The organism is Pseudovibrio sp. SCP20 (genome assembly GCF_057774105.1).
Genome location: NZ_JBYMDH010000001.1, coordinates 322,543 through 341,914, shown reverse-complemented (window position 1 = coordinate 341,914; position 19,372 = coordinate 322,543). Strand labels below are relative to the sequence as shown.

At 52.1% G+C, this 19,372-nt stretch carries 18 protein-coding genes; 8 read left to right on the top strand and 10 right to left on the bottom strand.

Translation table 11 applies throughout. The annotated features are described in order from the left end of the window. Position 1: 1 nt before the first annotated feature. Together AC3CB2_RS01565 and AC3CB2_RS01560 are read right to left on the bottom strand one after the other, a co-directional pair. Positions 2-826 (bottom strand): metal ABC transporter ATP-binding protein, encoded by an 825-nt coding sequence (locus AC3CB2_RS01565; RefSeq protein WP_054783099.1) that lies wholly within the window; start codon positions 824-826, stop codon positions 2-4. A gap of 1 nt (position 827) precedes the next feature. Next, the gene (locus AC3CB2_RS01560) at positions 828-1,796 is read right to left on the bottom strand and encodes a metal ABC transporter solute-binding protein, Zn/Mn family (RefSeq protein ID WP_352931330.1); all 969 of its coding nucleotides are present in this window, start codon (positions 1,794-1,796) and stop codon (positions 828-830) included. A 341-nt stretch (positions 1,797-2,137) separates the two neighbouring features. Here AC3CB2_RS01560 and AC3CB2_RS01555 point away from each other — a divergent pair, with 341 nt between their 5' ends. Both AC3CB2_RS01555 and AC3CB2_RS01550 read left to right on the top strand, forming a co-directional pair. Continuing rightward, entirely contained in the window at positions 2,138-3,055 is a 918-nt protein-coding gene (locus AC3CB2_RS01555; RefSeq protein WP_352931332.1) for an MBL fold metallo-hydrolase, read from the top strand. A 62-nt stretch (positions 3,056-3,117) separates the two neighbouring features. Continuing rightward, positions 3,118-4,311: a MalY/PatB family protein gene (locus AC3CB2_RS01550; protein WP_352931334.1), complete on the top strand. Its 1,194-nt coding sequence runs from the start codon at positions 3,118-3,120 to the stop codon at positions 4,309-4,311. Positions 4,312-4,616: 305 nt separating this feature from the next. On the opposite strand, the gene AC3CB2_RS01545 is transcribed toward AC3CB2_RS01550, so the two are convergent. Together AC3CB2_RS01545 and AC3CB2_RS01540 are read right to left on the bottom strand one after the other, a co-directional pair. Further along, positions 4,617-5,549, bottom strand: coding sequence for a DUF1499 domain-containing protein (locus tag AC3CB2_RS01545; protein ID WP_352931336.1), 933 nt, complete (start codon positions 5,547-5,549; stop codon positions 4,617-4,619). Positions 5,550-5,737: 188 nt separating this feature from the next. Continuing rightward, positions 5,738-6,463: an HAD family hydrolase gene (locus AC3CB2_RS01540; RefSeq protein ID WP_352931338.1), complete on the bottom strand. Its 726-nt coding sequence runs from the start codon at positions 6,461-6,463 to the stop codon at positions 5,738-5,740. A 566-nt stretch (positions 6,464-7,029) separates the two neighbouring features. Here AC3CB2_RS01540 and AC3CB2_RS01535 point away from each other — a divergent pair. Further along, entirely contained in the window at positions 7,030-7,200 is a 171-nt protein-coding gene (locus AC3CB2_RS01535) for a hypothetical protein (protein WP_008549913.1), read from the top strand. Between the two features lie 368 nt (positions 7,201-7,568). Here AC3CB2_RS01535 and pdxH read toward each other — a convergent pair whose 3' ends face one another. Beyond that, the gene (gene pdxH / locus AC3CB2_RS01530) at positions 7,569-8,195 is read right to left on the bottom strand and encodes a pyridoxamine 5'-phosphate oxidase (protein WP_425328935.1); all 627 of its coding nucleotides are present in this window, start codon (positions 8,193-8,195) and stop codon (positions 7,569-7,571) included. A 201-nt stretch (positions 8,196-8,396) separates the two neighbouring features. Here pdxH and AC3CB2_RS01525 point away from each other — a divergent pair, with 201 nt between their 5' ends. After that, on the top strand, positions 8,397-8,783 hold the full coding sequence (locus tag AC3CB2_RS01525) for an RT0821/Lpp0805 family surface protein (protein WP_352931340.1): 387 nt from the start codon (positions 8,397-8,399) through the stop codon (positions 8,781-8,783). 172 nt (positions 8,784-8,955) lie between these two features. After that, a complete protein-coding gene (locus tag AC3CB2_RS01520) occupies positions 8,956-9,957 on the top strand; it encodes a DnaJ C-terminal domain-containing protein (protein WP_041768919.1) in 1,002 nt (333 codons plus the stop codon). A gap of 117 nt (positions 9,958-10,074) precedes the next feature. Here the strand turns inward: AC3CB2_RS01520 and AC3CB2_RS01515 are convergent, their stop codons facing one another. From AC3CB2_RS01515 to AC3CB2_RS01495, 5 genes are all read right to left on the bottom strand, one after another. Next, a complete protein-coding gene (locus tag AC3CB2_RS01515; RefSeq protein WP_352931342.1) occupies positions 10,075-11,124 on the bottom strand; it encodes an FUSC family protein in 1,050 nt (349 codons plus the stop codon). Positions 11,125-11,132: 8 nt separating this feature from the next. Further along, positions 11,133-12,116 carry an HlyD family secretion protein gene (locus AC3CB2_RS01510; protein ID WP_352931344.1) on the bottom strand — a complete coding sequence of 328 codons (984 nt, stop codon included), beginning with the start codon at positions 12,114-12,116 and terminating at the stop codon, positions 11,133-11,135. Between the two features lie 292 nt (positions 12,117-12,408). Beyond that, a complete protein-coding gene (locus tag AC3CB2_RS01505) occupies positions 12,409-13,275 on the bottom strand; it encodes an SDR family oxidoreductase (RefSeq protein WP_054783092.1) in 867 nt (288 codons plus the stop codon). 54 nt (positions 13,276-13,329) lie between these two features. Beyond that, positions 13,330-14,067, bottom strand: coding sequence for a crotonase/enoyl-CoA hydratase family protein (locus tag AC3CB2_RS01500; protein ID WP_352931346.1), 738 nt, complete (start codon positions 14,065-14,067; stop codon positions 13,330-13,332). Between the two features lie 71 nt (positions 14,068-14,138). Next, the gene (locus AC3CB2_RS01495) at positions 14,139-15,917 is read right to left on the bottom strand and encodes an acyl-CoA dehydrogenase (RefSeq protein WP_014284402.1); all 1,779 of its coding nucleotides are present in this window, start codon (positions 15,915-15,917) and stop codon (positions 14,139-14,141) included. A 324-nt stretch (positions 15,918-16,241) separates the two neighbouring features. Between AC3CB2_RS01495 and AC3CB2_RS01490 the strand changes: the two genes are divergently transcribed. The 3 genes from AC3CB2_RS01490 (at position 16,242) to AC3CB2_RS01480 (ending at position 19,038) form a co-directional block, all read left to right on the top strand. Next, positions 16,242-17,231, top strand: coding sequence for an L-threonylcarbamoyladenylate synthase (locus AC3CB2_RS01490; RefSeq protein WP_352931349.1), 990 nt, complete (start codon positions 16,242-16,244; stop codon positions 17,229-17,231). Between the two features lie 599 nt (positions 17,232-17,830). Then, on the top strand, positions 17,831-18,751 hold the full coding sequence (locus tag AC3CB2_RS01485) for a histone deacetylase family protein (RefSeq protein WP_352931774.1): 921 nt from the start codon (positions 17,831-17,833) through the stop codon (positions 18,749-18,751). A gap of 35 nt (positions 18,752-18,786) precedes the next feature. Next, complete coding sequence (locus AC3CB2_RS01480) at positions 18,787-19,038, top strand: exodeoxyribonuclease VII small subunit (RefSeq protein WP_008549902.1); 252 nt, start codon at positions 18,787-18,789, stop codon at positions 19,036-19,038. The last annotated feature ends 334 nt before the right edge of the window (positions 19,039-19,372 follow it).

The window sequence follows — 19,372 nt, the reverse complement described above, 5'->3', positions numbered from 1 at the left end:
CTTATGCGCCTGATGCTTCTGAGAGGCCGTCCAGCTGAGTGCTGGCGAGGCGTCCGCCATACGCTTTCTGCAGGTTTTCCGGGGTGAAGGTTGTTTCGACCGGACCGTCCGCCACATGCTGACCATTAAGCAGCAGAATGTGGGAGTAGTAGTCGCGCACGGTTTCAAGATCATGGTGTACGACGAGTACGGTTTTGCCATCAGCAACAAGCTGACGAAGCACGGCGACGATTGCTTTTTCTGTTGCCGCATCCACGCCAGCAAACGGCTCATCCATCAGGTAGACTTCAGAGTCCTGTGCCAGTGCACGGGCAAGGAATACACGCTGCTGCTGGCCGCCTGAAAGCTGGCCGATCTGGCGGTTGGCGAAGTCCTGCATACCAACGGATTTCAGGCAGTCCATTGCCTTTTGGCGATGCTTGCGGGATGGCCAGCGGAACCAGCCGATTTGGCCGTAAAGGCCCATCATCACCACATCGATGGCTGTTGCCGGGAAGTCCCAATCCACGGCTGAGCGCTGCGGGACGTAGGCAATGCGCTTCAGGGCCTTTTCGATTGGCTCACCGAATACCTTGGTTTCACCAGAGAGCTTCGGGATCAGGCCTAGCGCTGCCTTGAGGAATGTGGACTTGCCTGCGCCGTTGGGACCGATGATCGCTGTGAGGCATCCTTTTGGGGCAGAGTAGGAAACGCCCCAAAGAACTGGCTTGTGATGGTACGCAACTGTCATGCCCTGCACAGTGAATGGCAGATCTTCAGGTCTTATGTTTTTGCCTGCATCGGTATCGTGCAACAGGTGCAGGCCGGAGGAACTTCTGTCGTGCATGTTAGTGACCTGCTCCAAGTTTACCCTGCATGCCGCGCGCAGGAGCTTCACCGCCCAGAGCGCGGGTAATCGACGTCATGTTGTGGTCGATCATACCGATATACGTTCCTTCATAGGTGTTGGACTGCCCCATCGCATCAGAGAAGAGCTCACCGCCAACTTCCACTTTGTGGCCTTTGGCTTCAGCACCTTCCACTAGGGCACGCACGTTGCGCTCTGATACTGACGATTCAACAAACACTGCTGTGATTTTTCGATCTACGAGAAGGTCCACAAGTTCTTCGATGCGCTGCAGGCCAGCTTCTGAGTTGGTGGAGATGCCCTGAACACCGACCACTTCCAGATCAAAGTCGCGGCCAAGATAGGTGAACGCATCATGCGCGGTTACAAGAACACGGCGCTCCTGCGGGACTGTTTTGAGGATTTTGTCGCCATAGTCAGCAAGTTCCTGCACTTGCACAAGGTAAGCTGCTGCGTTGTCGCGGTATTCCTGCTCGTTTTCAGGATCGATAGAAATGAATGCTTCTGTGACGCCATCAACTGCACCTTTCCAGAGCGTTGGGCTCATCCAGACGTGTGGGTCATAGCGGCCTGTGTAGGCCGTTGAGCCTTCCAGTTTTGCGGAGTCGATGGTCTCACCAATAAAGAAGACCGGCTTGCGCTTTTGCAGCTTCAGCAGCAGATCTTCCATCTGCGCTTCCAGAAACAAACCGTTTGCGAAGATGGCGTCTGCGCGACCCATCTTTACAACATCGGAGCGGGTCTGGCGGTAAGAGTGTGGGTCGATGCCGGTTCCCATAAGCGCTTCGACGTTGACGTTATCACCACCGACAGCGCGGACCGCATCAGCCACCATGCCAACGGTTGCTACGGCGTTGATTGGAGTTTTTGCAAAGGCCGCTGACAGGCTGGAGAGGCCTGCGAAGATCATCAGTGTGACTGCAAGTGCAGCAGCTTTAAAGTAGCGCATAAAGTCCAACTTTCTAAAACGACTTGAGCAAACGTACCGGCTCTTCATCTTTTGCAGTTCTCCGATCTGGCCGCTTTGTCCTTGGCCAATATCTTCGCCCTGAGCTCTTTAAAATATAGATACCACCAGATCTTCCGCAGGTATCCTGTTTCTTCACACAGTCTAGTTGCAACTCATTCTTAATAGCAATAAAAAAATGAAGCTTTCTGAAATTTGTTGTTTCGCTGCCATTCTCATGGAGCGTTTTAAGTGAGCAGAAAGTCGACCATCAATCAGGCCTAGTTGCCATTGCCTCTTATTTGCCAAAGGCTTATTTATAGGAGCAATGGGAGGGACCTGAGATGAGCAAGATGGATTTCAATCGCGAGTTTGATGCACAACACGGCAAGCTTGTTGCAATCACCGACGAGCTGTCGCGGGTGACCTGCAACAACCCAGGTGCCCTAACGTTTGCAGGCACTAACACGTTCATCGTTGGCAAATACGAGGTTGTTGTCATCGATCCGGGTCCGATGGATCTGGAGCACCTGGACGCCCTGATGTCAGCGATTGATGGTCGTCCTGTGAAGGCCATTCTTGTGAGCCATACGCACGTGGATCACTCCCCTCTTGCTGGTCCTTTGAAAGAAAAGACCGGCGCACCTGTGATGGGTTGCGGCCCGCACCGACGTGCAGTTTCCTTCGAAGACATGGATGAAACTCCGATGGATGCGAGCTCCCAAAAAGACTTTGCGCCGGATGAAGAGCTGGAAGATGGGGCCAAAATCTCTGTTGATGGTGTGGTGATTGAGGTGGTTGCGACCCCGGGGCATACCGAGAATCACCTGTCTTTTGCCCTGCCCGACCACGGTGTGATGCTGCCAGGTGACCATGTGATGGCCTGGTCTACGACCATTGTGGCGCCGCCGGATGGCTCCATGAATGCCTACATGAAGTCACTGGACAAGCTGATGGCACGTGGCGAGACACGTTACTTCCCGTCTCACGGCGGTGAAGTGAACAACCCGAAAGTGTTTCTTGCCCAGTTGAAGCAACATCGCCAGATGCGCTCTGACGCTATTATGGAGCGTCTGCGCGCCGGGGATGATGATGTCATGACCATGGTGAAAGCCATCTACACAGACGTGGATCCAAAGCTGCATGGCGCTGCGGCGCTCAATGTACTTGCACAACTGGATGATCTCATCGCGCAAGGGGTTGTCTTGTGCAATGGTAAGGTTACACTCTCCGCAAAATTCACGCTGCGTGAGACGGCATAGCCAAACCTACACGCTGTCACGACACCCCAGAGAAACCGATCTCTCCAACTTTTCGAGACGTAATGACCAGTATTTTTGATAAGAAGATCGATCGCAGAAACACTCATTCTCTGAAATGGGATGAGATGGAAAGTCGCTACGGCATCAGCAGTGATGACGGTTTGCCTATGTGGGTTGCGGATATGGATTTCCGCCCGCCTCAGGCCGTGAACGATATGGTTGCACGTGCTGCCGAGCACGGGATCAACGGTTATTATGGCAATGACGTGCCTTATAAAGAGGCGATCATCTCCTGGATGAAGCGTCGCCATCAGTTTGACGTTTCCGCAGACTGGATCACCACCGTGCCGGGCGTTGTGGCTGGTTATTCCATGGCTATTCAGGCGTTTTCGGAAGAAGGCGATGGCGTGCTGGTGTTCTCACCGGTTTACCACGCGTTTGGCCGCGCCGTGCGCGACAACAACCGCCGCCTAGTTGAGAGCCAGCTGATTGAGCGTGATGGCGCTTATTACATGGACTTCGACAATCTGAAGGACCAGATTGACGAGCGCACCAAGATCCTGTTGCTGTGCAGCCCTCACAATCCGGGTGGTCGTGTCTGGACGGCTGATGAACTGACCCGCATCTGTGAGTTCTGTCTTGAGCACAACATCCTGATCATCTCCGACGAGATCCACCACGATCTCATTCTGGATGGCTCCAAGCACGTTGTAACAGCCACCCTTTCAGAGAAGATTGCAGAGCGGACGATTACGTTCACCTCCGCTTCCAAGACCTTCAACCTTGCCGGTTTTGCGACTGCGGCTTGTCTCATCAGCAACAAAGAGCTGCGTGATGCCTATCGCAAGGTCTGCACCGCTTGTGGTGTGCACTCAACTCCGCTTGGCTCTCAGGCAACCACTGAGGCTTACAACCACGGCGAAAAGTGGCTTACAGAGCTGTGTGACTATGTTGCAGCCAATCAGGAGCTGCTGATTGAAGGACTGGAAGCGGCTATTCCGGGCGCCAAGGTGATGCGCATGGCCAGCACCTATCTGGAATGGGTCGACTTTAAAGATGTGGACCTACCGTTTGATGAGATCGTGAACCGAATCCAGAAGCAGGCAAAGATTGCGGTCAACATCGGCAGCACGTTTGGAAAAGGCGGCGAAACCTTCCTGCGATTCAATCTGGCCTGTCCAAAATCGACAGTTGAAGAAGCAATCAAACGTTTGGAAGATGTTTTTGCAGATCTTCGCATGCAGGCAAACGCCTGATTTCAAAGCGATAATTTGAGTTATCAAAGATACGCCCGTTTCTGGGCGTATTTTTTTGTGCGCGCGTGACAATAATCACACACATATGCTATTAATTGAGTCATATTAGATTCACAGAGTTCGACGGCTTCCCCGGCTTTAAGAACTCTTCGAGTTTCGCGATAGCCTTAAAGCGGTACTCGTTGTTCACGCAAGCTTTCATAACCAGTGCTTCCCCGGCGCTGGTTATGTTGTTTCTGGGGCTACTTTCTCAAGCAAATCACGCATAGCGAGCAGTCCGGGCTATCCCGGTGCTGAGGGTTCGCTTACTGCGCCGGTTTTTGAGCTGGGATTGGTGCAGAGCCACGCTCTTTCAACATGGATGCAATTGAAGGTGGCAGCTCCAGCGGAACTTCCAGAAGCGGTGCACGCTCTGTGATTTGTGGCTCGTCGAACTCTATTTCTTCCTGCAATACCAATTCTGGCTCTTCTACCCGCGCTGTGATGCCGTAGTTTTGCAGCAGGACTTTATCCAGACTTGCCAGAAAACCTCTGATCCGGCGGGCATTCGTGCCGAAATCATGACTGCCGAAGCGGGAAGCGGAGCGGATATCTAGCAGCGTACCGACACGGTCTGGCTGGATGCGGATTGCGACATCATCCTTCAAAGAGAAGTACGGCATACGCGCTTCCATGAGCAGATAGGTTGGCTCATCCGGAAAGCCTGCTGGCAGCTCATAGACGGTTTTCCAGCCCATGCTGGAGGCTACGCTGGAGACAGCATTGTGCAGCTCTGGTGGTGGCAAGCGGAAGCGGCGAGGCACGATGTCCGGATAGCTGGCCTTTTGCATCAACTGCTTATCCTGCTCAATCTCATCATCAATGCGATCACCTGCTACCAATGCGGGCGGATCTTCCATGTCTGTCGAGATGTCGTTGAGCGGTGGGAACATGTAGAGCCCCAGCGTTGCGATGAATAGCGGGGTCAGGACTATTGATCCGTAGAATGTGCCCAGGAAGCAGTTGCCGAAGCCTTTACCGCCATCCTTCCAAAGATCGACCACAGCAATGGCAGCCAGCACGATGGCTGTCGCCCCCATGAAGAAGCCGATGACAAAGAGGACGAGCAGCACTTCTGTGTTGAATAGCTCGAAGTAATGACCAGCAACGGAGAGAATGAGAAACGGGATCGCAATGGCGCCAATGCGCCGGCTGCGCATGGCAGTGCGAGAATGTCTTAAAGGCAGTTGCAGTGTCATTCTATCCCACTCTCTTCGATCTGCAGCTCAGAGTTTAACTTACCCGTTCGTCAGGCAGGTTACAGCTCTTTACTTCGCGATACCAGATTATAGCAGTCCAGAATTACCGAGGGTTGAATGCCTTTATTATTTTCGCGCAGCTTTTGAGAGGATCGCGACGGGTGGTCCGCCGCGATCAAACTCAAGGATCAGGCTGCTGCGCCCTCACCTGCTGACTTAAGGCCAACAAGATTCACGAGATCTGTCAGGCTATCCAGCAGATGGTCGCAGTGGTCTTTCAGCTCTTCTGCAGTCAGAGCACCTGTGGTGACTGCGACGCGCAGCATGCCTGCGTTCTGCGCGGCGTGCATGTCGTGCAGGCTGTCCCCTACCATTGCGATGTGCTGCGGCTCAATGCCGGTGTGCTCAGCAAAGCCGAACAGCTGGCCCGGCTCCGGCTTTTCACCATGACCGCTGTCGTAACCCACGACGAAGGTGAAGTAGTCGAAGATGCCCAGACGCTTCAGCTGGGCGATGGCGCTGGCTTCGGTGCCGTTGGTTGCCAGACCGATTGGCAAACCGGCTGCGGCCAGTGCTTTGATGGATGAAGTGGTGTCATCAAATGCTGCAACGCACTCAGCGGCATGTTCCAGAATGAGGTCTTCGATCCGATCCAGAAATGCGCGGTTGAACTCAACGCCAAGATGGTTGGCCCATGGCTCGCTGTAACCGCTTGGTGGATTGGTCAGGATCGGGCTGCCCGGCTCACAGGCACAGCTGACGTAATCAAACTTAACGAGATGGCCAAGCTCGGTGGCCAGTTTTACATCCCCGCCCGCAAGATCCATCAGAACATGCTGGAGCACGGTGCCCCATGTCTTATTGAAATCAATCAGGGTTCCATCGCGATCAAACAAAACGGCGCGCACGTTCATTATCATTTTCCTTTAGCGCAGTTGACGGCTTTTATGGGAGACCGTCTTCAGGCCTAGCCTGAACAGAGGTGTTATTTGCAAGCGGCTCAATCTACGCACTTATACAGAGTATTACGAGCACCAATCACTATGAACGGCGCTAATCAATCGGCCACAAGCTTAGTCGCATAATAAATACACAGTTTTTTGTCAGTTTCGTATTCGGGGAAATTGCGGCCAAATGTCACCCAAAATGGCCTGATACATTAATGGTTTAGTGGCGATAATTTTAATCAACTCACAACCCAAAACCTTATCCTTTTGTATAATATAGCAAATTTCCAGAATACATCTCAGGCAAATAGTTAACGGCATGTTTCATGCATTCAAATTGCTGAGATTATTGGGAAATTCCCCCCTCTAAATTAGATTGGCTTTTTTAGTTTTTTTGGCGCTAACATATTCATGCCCGATTTGAGTATCACTCCTGCATATGAGCTGACGCTTATATCGGGTTATCCGGCTACTCATTCCGGGTAAGCATCGCAATTTCTGCAACACAACTTGTCCCAAGGGGACGGACTAAAATGGCCTTCGGAACCACTGAGCAACAAAACAAAAACGTAAAACCTGACCTGGACAAGCTTTATCGTCCAGTCGGCATTCAGGCTGTCAACGCTGCAAACTGCTGTTCAGGTAAGCAGAAAGAGTCTTATCAGCCAAAGGTTCAGGAAGAATATCCTCTTCCGACTGACTGATGCGTCAGGGGCTGCAGATCAGGCATTCGGCTTCCGTTTTGCACGAAGCAAATTGATTGATTATGTATTCCAATCACATTGGTAACAGCTGCATCCCATAGTCATGACCTAGATTGGCATGGCTTCAAAGAGGCTTAATGATCTAACGAACATTCAGTCATCTACTTAAAGAAGGCGACCCGCAGGATTGCGAGCCGCCTTAATTTTTGCCTGTCGTTCAGTTTCAGGTCACGAGCTACTTTTTTGGTGCAGTGCACCTGCAGGCCTTCCCCTTCCGAACAGCCAACGCCCATAGGACGCCTGAGAGAGCTCCAAAAACAAGAAACGCACCAACTGTGTGGTGCGTCTCCAGATCAAATTAGTATGTATTAAGGATACAGACGGACCTTATCCCATTCGGCGTCTGCGCTGTCTCTTTTGAAGACAAATCGATCATGTAGACGGAACGCGCGGTCGTGCCAGAACTCGATTTCCAATGGTTGCAAAATGCAACCGCTCCAGTACTCGGGACGCGGAATATCACCGACAGCATACTTAGCAGCGTACTTAGCGACCTCTTTTTCGAGCGCAAAACGGCTCTCCAGAGGGCGAGACTGTTTGGATGCCCACGCACCAATGCGGCTTTTTCGTGGCCGTGAGTTATAGTATTCGTCTGCCTGTTCATTAGTTACGTGGATAACATTGCCGCGTACACGCACTTGTCTGCGCAGACTTTTCCAGTGAAAACATAGAGCTACTTTAGGGTGAGCAAGAATTTCCTGACCTTTTGTGCTTTCAAAGTTTGTATAAAACACAAATCCCTGTGGACTGTAACCTTTAAGGAGTAACATCCGTACATTAGGCATGCCATTCTCATCTACAGTCGCAACTGACATGGCATTAGGATCATTGGGCTCGCTCTTTTCAGCAAGGGCCAACCAGTCGCCAAATAGTTGAAAAGGAACCTCTACGCTTTCGGAGTAACTATTTGTAAACTTTTCTTCCAGATTTTGGATGTCACCATTCATAGTTAATAGTCCCTTTAGGATCCTCACACTGTGGATGAACCGGAACTCGTAAAAGCAGCGGCTTCAACCTGAGGCTCTAGTAGTAATATGGCAGTTTTGTATAGCAAGAAAACTCGTTTACGCCAGTCGTGTTTTGTCTCGGCTGCGATCTTGCTGTTGCTTCCTGCCTGCACTCAGATGTCCATATCGGTGAATAACAGTGAGTATCAAGAACCTCTCAACCTGACTGAGACGGTTGATACCAAGCAAAAGGTCGCGGATAGCGAAATCCACCGCACTGACCGTACGGTTATTACGGATACCATCGAGGAAGCTCTGAATGAGGGTGGAAAAGGTGACCGTAGTTTTGCGCCTATGGCCTGGACCAATCCGGTCAGCGGCAACAGTGGCACAATTACTTCCCTGATGTCTGTTGATAAGACCGGAAGCATTGCCGGTTGTACTGATTTTGTGACCAGCGCAAACACTGTTGGCGGTGTGCGTGCGTATCAGGGTCGCAGCTGCCCGGACACCAATCACAAAATGAAGATTGTCCAGCTGGCTCCGTTCCAGGTTGACGCAGCTCCTGCCCAATAACGTGCTCCTCACCTAAGCTTTGCAAAACGTGAAGTAAGCCAACACATTAAAAGCGCTGAAATACTCACTTCTGATTAGCTAAGTTCGGCTGCGGCTGCTTGCTTGTTTTCATTTGCATGGTTATGTAATGGGTGAGTTGTAAACTGCCCCAATTTCTATTTGATGGATGACGATGAGAGATCCCTATTCTGTTCTTGGTGTTAGCAAAAATGCCAGTGAGGCAGAGATCAAAAAAGCGTTTCGCAAGCTGGCCAAGAAGTATCACCCAGACCAGAATGCAGATGATCCAAAGGCCAAGGAGCGCTTTTCAGAAGCGAACCAAGCCTATGAGATTTTGGGCGACAAAGATAAGCGCGGTCAGTTTGATCGCGGTGAGATCGACGCTGAAGGTAAGCCTAAGTTTTATGGCGGCCCGGGTGGCGGTGCTGGCGGCTTTGAAGGTTTCTCCGGTTTCCGCAATGCAGGACGTCGTGGCGGCTTCCGCTTCGAGCAGGGCTTTGGTGATGGTCACGGTGGCGGCGGCCCGCAGGATGCCGGCGGCTTTGACGACATTCTCAATGACATCCTCGGCGGCTTTGGCGGCGGCAAACGTCGCAGTGCAGGTGGTGGCGGTGAATCTCACTTCCATCAAGGCCCAACCAAGGGTGCAGACGCCAACCTGATCGCCCGTGTAACGCTTGAAGATCTGGCCAATCACGGCAAGGTTCAAGTGAAGCTGCCAAGCGGCAAGACTGTGAATGTGAAAATTCCAGCTGGCACGCAGAGCGGCGACAAGATCCGATTAAAGGGTCAGGGCTTTGCTTCTGCCAAGAGCGGACAGGCTGGCGATGCGCTGGTGGAAGTTCGCATCTCTACCCATAAGCTGTTCAAAGTGGATGGCGCGGATATCCGTGTGGATGTTCCTCTCACCCTCTATGAAGCTGTGCTGGGTGGAAAGGTGCGCATTCCAACACTGGGCGGTGCAGTGAACCTGACAATTCCAGCCAACACCAGCAGCGGCAAAACCATGCGCCTGAAAGGCAAGGGTTTGCCGAAGAAGGAAGGTGGCCACGGTGATCTTCTGGTTGGGCTTGAGATTGTTCTGCCAGAACAGACCGACGAAGAGCTGGAAAACCTGATGCGCGCCTGGAAAGAAGTGAAGCCCTACACGGCTCGCGGACCAGAGTTCGACTGATCAGAACATACAACAAAGGCGGGTCACCCCGCCTTTTATTTTGCCGCTAGGTTTGACAGTTATCTGAGCTGACAATCTATGACGCTACGCAACGCTTCATACTGCGCGTTTGCCAAGTCACACTCTATCACCGGTCCCGCCTTCACTCTCACTCACCAACCGCTTGATGTCATGCACCTGCCTTCCTTGCCAAACACGCACTGCAAACAACACGGCGATGCTTAGGAAAGCACCAATATATATACCAACGAGCCGATCCAGAACGCCTTCAATGTCGTTGACTGGTCCAGCAGAAGCTAAAGCTGCGACGATAAATGCATATCCGGCCTGCGTTCCTGAATATGCCCAGTAATTGGTGCTGTGATGAAGTGAGCAGACAAGGAACAGGGTTCCTGCGTAAATGGCCAGCCACCAGAAGAATGTCTCGAGACCCAATGCAACAAACAGCAGCCCTAGCCCTCCACCGAGGAGGCAGCCAGCCATTCTGTTTAGGGCAAGTTTTTTGACATCTTCAGCCGGCCCGTAAAGCACAATCAGTGTTGTTATGGTGATCTGCAGCATGGCAACCAGATCATGGCCGACGTAAACAACTGGCGCCAGAACAGAAACAACAGCCGCAGTTATGCAAAGGGCTGTGACCCAACTGCGTTCAACATCATCTAGCTGACGGATTGTGATAGGACCTGCTCCAATGCCAATGGGGCTGTCCTTTGTGAGACTATACATGACGATCGTTGCACTGCCGATGCCGATGGTTGCTGCAGCCCCCCAATCCGTCATGATCGAAAACAGTTGATCAACTTCAACAACGGAAATGTAGAGCGCAAGCATCGCACTGATAGTTCCCAGTAGCCATGCGATGTTGAAGTCGGGGCTTGCCAGACGCTTGTACACCGCCAGGGCAGCCAAACCACCAATACTTGCCATTTGCAGAATGGGTACATCTTTGAAGAGGATGACAAAAAGGTATCCAACAATCATTCCGATATAGATACCGATTATGCGCTGGCCTCCCTGAAACCAGGCATTGCTCCAGTTGGCATTGGCGACTGTGAGGGCCAGCATACCCGACCACCATGGATCATCCACATCCAGAACCAGTGCCAGCACTGAGGCCAACGTAATGATCAGGGCGGTTCGAAAGCCGTTGTAATAGTCCAGTTTCATTTCGCCCCTCAATGGAATAGGAAGATGCGCGCATCACCGCCGTGCATCGGTTTGTGATTTGAGAGAAATTCCCCCATATCAATTTCAACGGGAAATCGTTGGGATAGTCGAACCCAGGCCGTGGTCAGCGGAATGAAGGGAAGAACCCGAGGGTTTTCATCCATGCGCGACACTCCGCGACCTATGGATCTAACTGTGCCTTTATGAATGCGATAGGGATCGCTGGAGACTTGAAAATAGACTGTCTGCCCCGGCTTCAATCGTGCGGCGTGGCGCTCAACCAGATTGGCTATAATCCGCCAGTCTGTATTTGTAATCAGCGCTAATTGCGGCACACCTTCCAGAACATAATTGCCAGGATTGACCGAGTACTCGCTCACTATTCCATCAACTGGAGAGGTCAGTGAAGATTTGCGCAGGTTATATTGAGCAAGAGCGGTTGCCGCCTGAGCTGCCTCGTAAGTGGCCCGCATCACCTCTACCTGATGTGCTGCTGCGCGTAACATGTCGCGCGCACTATCGGTTTCCGCGTTTGCTTCTTCAAGAGATAGACTGATGTTATCGAGCCGTTGCTGGGTAACAAAACCACTGTTGGTCAGCTCTTCAAAGCGCTGCTGCTGAGCTGCGAGGTTTGCAACTTTGGCAACCGCTGCTGTTACTGCGGCCTCAGCGACCTGAACCTCGACCTCCGAGCGCCTCAGATTTGCCAGTGCTCTTGCCTCTTCCGCCCGTGTTTGCTGGACTGCAAGGGCGAAGGGTTCCGGATCGATTTGCATGAGCAACTCTCCGGCTATGACCCGTCTGTTCCGATCCACAGGAACCTCAGTTACAAAGCCAGAAATCTCGGGAGCGACAAGGACGACGTCTGCTGAAACGTAGGCGTCTGCTGTGTACGTTAAGAAGTAATCCCAGATGATATAAGCGCTTATCAAAGCGAATATGCTTATGATTACCTTGATTGGCCCACTTAACTGAAAGATGCCAACGGCCACCTCTTATCTCCGTACTCCCAGCATCAGGCTGACCTCGGCAACTTACTCCCGAAACGCCGACTTAGGCCCCGATCAAAGCACCGTTAAGGAAGCACGAGAAAGCATATCATTCCGTTTTTTGAGATTCCCCCTCCAGATTCTAACTAGCTAGCAAACACAAAAGTAACCTTTGCTCTGATCGCGAAACCCGCACTTTTCATTCCCAGCAGACATCTACAGACCTCCTGCAAAAGGGCACCGTGTAATCAAACACGATGCCCTCTCAAACTGATCTAATGTGTCTTATAGCTGCTTAAGCTTCGATTGCTGCCAGGCTGGCCGGGGCTTCACTGTCATCCGGGACGAAGAAGTCTGGTTGCAGGTTGACCTTTGGATTGACGCGGTATTTGTCGAAGTCGGTCATACCGTTTTCTGCCAGCAATGTGTCATCAATGAAGAAGTTACCTGTGGTATCGCCGGATGGCTTGGTGAAGATCAGGTGCGCGGCATCTGCCAGAATGTCTGGCGTACGGCTTGCCTGAACCATCATATCTCCGCCCAAAAGGTTCTGAACCGCAGCGGTTGCGATGGTGGTTCTTGGCCAAAGTGCATTTACGCCGATTTTCTTGGAGCGCAGCTCTCCTGCCAGTCCCAGCACGACAAGGCTCATGCCGTACTTGGCGATGGAGTATGGCGTGTGGTTCTTGAACCATTTTTCCTGCATATCCAGCGGAGGCGAGAGCATCAGGATGTGTGGGTTTTCTGCTTCCTTCAGATAAGGAATAGCCAGCTTTGAGCAGAGCAATGTTCCACGGGTGTTGATCTGATGCATGAGATCAAACCGCTTCATGTCGATCTTCTGAACTGGTGTCAGGTTGATCGCACTGGCATTGTTGACCACGATATCGATGCCGCCAAACTTCTCAGCAGCGGCCTTCATGGCGTTATCGACACTTTCCTCACTGCGCACATCAACCACGAGCGGAAGTGCCTGACCTCCGGCATCCTCAATCTCTTTGGCGGCTGTATAGATCGTGCCTTCCAGTTTCGGATGTGGTTCTGCGGTTTTCGCGGCGATTACGATGTTCGCACCGTCCTGCGCTGCACGCTTGCCAATCGCGAGCCCAATTCCACGAGACGCGCCGGTAATGAACAGCGTTTTACCCTTCAGACTTCCCATGTTCCCCCCAGTTTCTGAGATGGACTGCGGTGCTGAGCACCGCCTCCTAATGCTTTAAGCTTTGCTCATGAACTTCATGAAGGCTTCACGCGCTTCATCGGACTTCAGCAACTCTGCAAAGAGGCCGATTTCCTCATAGATGCGCTTTTCCAGAGGCTCACGCTTGCCGCGCAGCAACTCTCTGGAGATACGCAGTGCGTTTTGCGGCTTGGCAGCCACTTTCTGTGCCATGCCGATGACACGCTCTTCCAACTCATCTGGAGAGACCACGTGATTTACAAAGCCAGCTTCTTTAGCCATTTCAGCAGTGAAGTTTTCGCCTAATGCCAGCAGCTCAAACGCCTTGTGATAACCCATGGTTTCCGGGCCGATCAGGGTCGAACCAGCTTCCGGAATAATACCCAGATCAGTGAATGGGGTTTTGAAGAGTGCGTTTTCGGTCGCATAGACCATGTCGAAGTGGAACAGCATGGTGGTGCCAACGCCAATAGCTGGGCCATCAACGCCTGCAATCACTGGTCTGGATGGCTCGTGTAGCGCACCGAGGAACTTGCCAACACCGCCTGCTTCCAGTCCGTCACCAGACATAGCGGCTTTCAGGAAGTCAGCAATGTCATTGCCTGCAGTGAAAACTCCTGGACGACCAAGCATCACGTGGCAGCGGATGCCTTCATCTTCGGTTTTCAGTGCTTCTGCCATGTCCATGTACATGGCCTGTGTCAGTGCGTTTTTCTTTTCTACGCGGTCCATGCGGATGATCTGGACTGCGCCGTCCCGTTCAATACTGATCATATGTCCCTCCCAAACTAACTGGGTGAGGCCTGTACGGCCTCACCTTTAAAATGCGGTGGCCTGTTTTAATTTCAGGCAAGTTCAGCAGCGTCGAATGCAAGGATTGCTTCAGCTGCACGGGTTACATCGTCTTTCAGCGGAGCGCTCTCACCCAGAACGGTTTCCGCAAAGCTGCGTGCCATGAGGTTACGCGGCTTCTTGAGTGCTTCTGGCGCGCTCTTGGATGCAAGTGCACCTTTGGCCAGCAGGCCAGCCCCCAGCGTGATGCCAGCCAGACGCAGGTATGGTGTGGCGCCTGCCAGAGCCTCAGAGACCTTGCCGTCTGCCTGAGCTGCCAACATCCATTCGGTGGCAGTTTCAAGGTCAGCAACTGCTGCATCCAGTTTGGAACCAAGATCACCCAGCTCACCGGTGTTATCTGCATTCACGCTTGCAGCGATCTCCTTGATTTCGGAGATGAGGCTGCGCACTTGATCACCACCGGACATCGGCAGCTTACGCATCACCAGATCGATGGACTGGATGCCGTTGGTACCTTCATAGATTGGAGCAATACGGGCATCACGCAGGTGCTGTGCTGCACCGGTTTCTTCAATGAAGCCCATGCCACCGTGGATCTGAATGCCGAGTGAAGCAACATCCACACCGAAGTCGGTGGAGAGTGCTTTTGCGATTGGAGTGAGCAGGCCGGCACGCTCTGCCCAGAACTTCTTCTGTTCCGCATCCGGAGCGAGTTTGGCCATGTCGAGCGCATGGGCACATGCGTAACAGATCGCGCGGGCAACCTGTGTCTGTGACTTCATGGAAAGGAGTGTGCGTTTGATGTCCGGATGTACTGCAATTGGGTCCATACCATCGGTCTTTGACCCAACACCACGTCCCTGCTTGCGGTCCAGAGAGTACGCCAGCGCTTCCTGGAAAGCGCGCTCTGCAATGCCGAGGCCCTGAACACCAACTGCGAGGCGGGCGTTGTTCATCATGGTGAACATGCATGCCAAACCACGGTTCTCTTCGCCAATCAACCAACCGATTGCACCACCGTTGTCACCATAAGACATGGTGCAGGTTGGTGAGCCGTGAATGCCGAGCTTGTGTTCTACACCAGCAACGGTGACATCGTTCTTCTCGCCCAGGCTGCCATCATCATTGACGAAGTACTTTGGAACCGCGAACAGAGAAATACCGCGTGTGCCAGCTGGCGCATCTGGCAAGCGGGCCAGCACCAGATGGATCACGTTGTCGGTCATGTCGTGATCGCCATATGTGATGAAGATCTTCTGGCCGGAGATCTTGTAGGAACCATCCCCAACAGGCTCTGCCTTTGCACGCAGGGCATTGAGGTCAGAACCTGCATGAGGCTCGGTCAGGTTCATGGTGCCTGTCCACTCGCCGCTGGTGAGCTTTTCAAGGTACTTGGCTTTCAGCTCAGGAGAACCGTGCTTCTCGATGGCCTCCACAGCGCCTGTAGTCAGGGTTGGGCACAGGGTGAATGCCATGCTGCCAGCGTTCCACATCTCGAAGACTGCCACGTGGAGCATGTTTGGAAGGCCCTGTCCGCCAAACTCCGGATCACCAGTCAGCGCGTTCCATCCGCCCTCACGCCAACGGGTGTACACATCTTTCCAACCCGGTGAAGTTTTGACGCTGCCATCAATCAGCTGAGCCGGGTTCTCGTCTCCAACCCGATTGAGTGGTGCAATCTCTTCTTCTGCAAACTTTGCAGCTTCACCCAGAATAGCTTCGATCAGGTCATCTGAGAGCTCTTCCTGTCCCGGCTGCGCTTGTAGCTGTCCCAGTCCTGCCACTTCTTTCAGCGTGAATGCAATTTCACTTAGTGGTGCACGATACATTTTTTATCTTCCTCCCCTTCTGAAGCGGCCTGCCTTGCATATAGGGCCAGCAAGCGGCTTCAGAGATGTGCATTTGCGGTGTTCCTTACCGATTATCGGCGGCTGTTCAGCGGACATACGCGTAGTTTCGCGCATATCCTTGTCCGAAAACCGGCGCTTCGTCTCAGGAACACGCTATAGCGACTTGACGAATTGGCTTTTGCCTATCAAAAGGCCGCTACAGAAATTTTTCCTGTTTGGGACAGTAGTGCGATTAACCTATACGTCAAGCATCCCTTAAAGGCAGGTAGCCCCCTACATTCGTCTTAGTAAGAAAGAAAAGGTATGAAACTCTGGCGCTTGAACCCATCTGATACCCAGTTGGAAGACACGCAAATTTTTCAGGATATTTGCGATGCGCTGAGCGATGGCAAGCTGGTCGCCATACCTACTGAGACGGTTTATGGACTGGCAGCCGATGCCACCAACGGAAAGGCCTGTGCCGGCATATATGAGGCTAAGGGTCGACCTAGTTTCAATCCCCTGATCTCACATGTCGACAGTCTGGAAGCGGCACAAATCCACGCGTTTTTTGATGACCGCGCTTTGAAGCTGGCAGAAGCATTCTGGCCGGGGCCATTGACCCTTGTGCTGCCGAAGCTGCCAACCAGTCCGGTTTCTGATCTGGCTGTTGCGGGATTGGAGACCATTGCGCTTCGTGTGCCACGCTCTGCTGTTATGCGCGCCCTGTGCAAGCGGACGGGCCTGCCTTTGGCGGCGCCTTCAGCGAACCTGTCTGGCCGGATCAGCGGCACAACGGCGGAAGATGTTATCAACGATCTTAAAGATCACTTGTCTTACATCATCGATTCAGGTGCGACGCCGGTGGGTGTTGAATCAACCATTGTCTCGCTGGTTGGTGACCGCCCTACTCTGCTGCGTCCAGGTGGCCTTGCACGTGAGGATGTCGAAGCCGTTCTTGGTGAGAAACTGGTGCGTGCAGGGACTGATGACAGTGCGCCAATGGCGCCAGGCATGCTGACCTCTCACTATGCGCCCAACTCCCATATTCGCCTGAATGCGGAGGATGTAGCAGCTGGTGAAGCGCTGATTACCTTTGGCAGTGCGCTGCCTGAAGGCTCAGACAAGGCGGCCAAGCTGGTTCCCCTAAGCGACTCAGAGGATCTGACCGAAGCAGCAGCTCGTCTGTTTACTGCTTTGCGCCAAGCAGACCTGGGTGAAAACGGAAAAATTGCGGTCATGCCAATCCCTCATCATGGACTGGGTGAAGCTATTAACGACCGGCTTGCACGTGCCGCAGCACCACGCGATTAAAACGCTTTCAGAGTGCTGAAAACAGACAGCGCTCTGCACTCTTCTTTGCATTTTGCCTACAAATTTCTCCTGCAAGCCGTTGAGAGCACAGGATAACTCCCCCTGAATACTTTGGGTTTATTGTAGAATTCCTTGTATTTATGCAACACATAAAGAATAGGTATTAACCTTTTCTCATTTCACTCAATGTGAATTCATGGAGCACGCGAATAAACGGCGTGCAAATTTCAAGAATTAGCTCAATATTACAGTCATGTATTTCTTAGAGATGCAGCGGACCTCCCCCACGAGCAACACAGATTGCTCGCACCTTTAATCCGGGGCTGCGTGTCGTACACGCACTCCGGATTTTTCTTGTCTCCATGACCGCTCTCTGGAGCATTCCATAGCGGCATCAACATGGTCATATGTCAGCACCTCATCCCAATTGCCGAGATAAACTGAAGGGTTGCGCAATTGACAGATCACTCCGCATTGTGGAGTGGTATATTTAATTCGCCCAATTTTTCACAGGATTGGATTTAGGTGCCTTCACTTTAGAGTTGGCTGTCGGTTGTGTACCTGATTTCATTTTTTACGGGTTCAATATCTTGAGTACTTTGCTGCTGCACCATCAGGCTTTTTTAAATCACCTTACTCCACTTGGTCACCCGGAACGGCCTGACCGCTTGCGGGCTATTGATCGCATGCTTGAGAACGAGCGGTTCTTTATGCTGGATCGCGAAATCGCACCGTTTGGAACATTTCAGGATATTGCCCGGGTTCACAGCTCCGACTACATCAACGCCATCCACAATATGAATCCTGAAGAGGGGCTCGTTGATTTTGCACCGGATACCAACCTTTCCCCTGGTAGTTGGGAGTCTGCGATGCGAGCTGTTGGCGGATCCACTCGCTGTGTCGATGAAGTGATGAGTAAGCGCGTTTCCAATGCCTTTGCTGCCTGCCGACCTCCGGGGCACCATGCAGAGACAGCGGTTACCTCCGGTTTCTGCCTGTTCAACAATGCTGCGATTGCAGCACGCTATGCGCAAGATGTTTACGGGCTTGAACGTGTGGCCATCATGGATTTTGACGTTCACCATGGAAATGGCACACAAGAGATCTTCTGGGCCGATCCTACAGTGATGTACACCTCCACACACCAGATGCCGCTGTTTCCGGGAACTGGTGCCGTGAATGAAACCGGTGAGCACAACAACATCGTCAATGCACCACTGACAGCGGGCGATGATGGCACGCAGTTCCGTGAAGCCTTGGATTACGCGATCTTGCCTCGTATCCGGGAATTTTCTCCAGACCTCATCATTATCTCGGCTGGCTTTGATGCGCATGAGCGTGATCCACTGGGTGGACTGCGCCTCACAGAGCTGGATTTTGCGTGGGCGACTCGCAAGCTCATCGAGATCGCGGATGATTGCTGTGAGGGCCGCGTCGTTTCCCTATTAGAAGGTGGGTATGATCTGGAAGGCCTTGCGCGATCCGCTGCTGCTCATGTAATGACATTGATGGATTACTAATTGGGAGCCCCTGTTCCCAACTGAGCGAGGACATATTGGTGACAGAAGAAGCAGCCGGTTCCATTGAAAATCTTAGCTTTGAGCAAGCGTTAGCTGAGCTGGAAACCATTGTTCGCAATTTGGAGCAAGGTAACGTACCGCTGGAGAAGAGCATTGAGCTTTATGCGCGCGGCGAAGCTTTGCGTGAAAAGTGCGACGGCCTGCTCAAAGCTGCCGAAGAGAAGGTGGAAAAAATCCAGATGAACACCTCTGGAAACGCGGTTGGTACAGAAGCGCTGGATAACTAAGAAATTCAGCTAGTCCAGAACAGAAATTCTAGTTTTATCAGTAGTAACTAGAATTTACGCTCTAGTACACGCGTTCATTTTTTCAACAGACCCCGCCTTGAGCGGGGTTTTTGTTTGCCTGTGAAACATCCAGAACACCGATTTACTTCGCTGATAAAAATTTCGTGATAATTAATTATTTAGCCTACTAAATAAAATTGAACAAAAATTACTGAGCACAACACACACTTGTTATTCTATGGGACTGTGAAGTTTTAATTGGAACAATACTTAACTGGAGATATTTCACAGAATATTGTTTCAGGGCAGAGAATACAAAGATCATCATTGATCG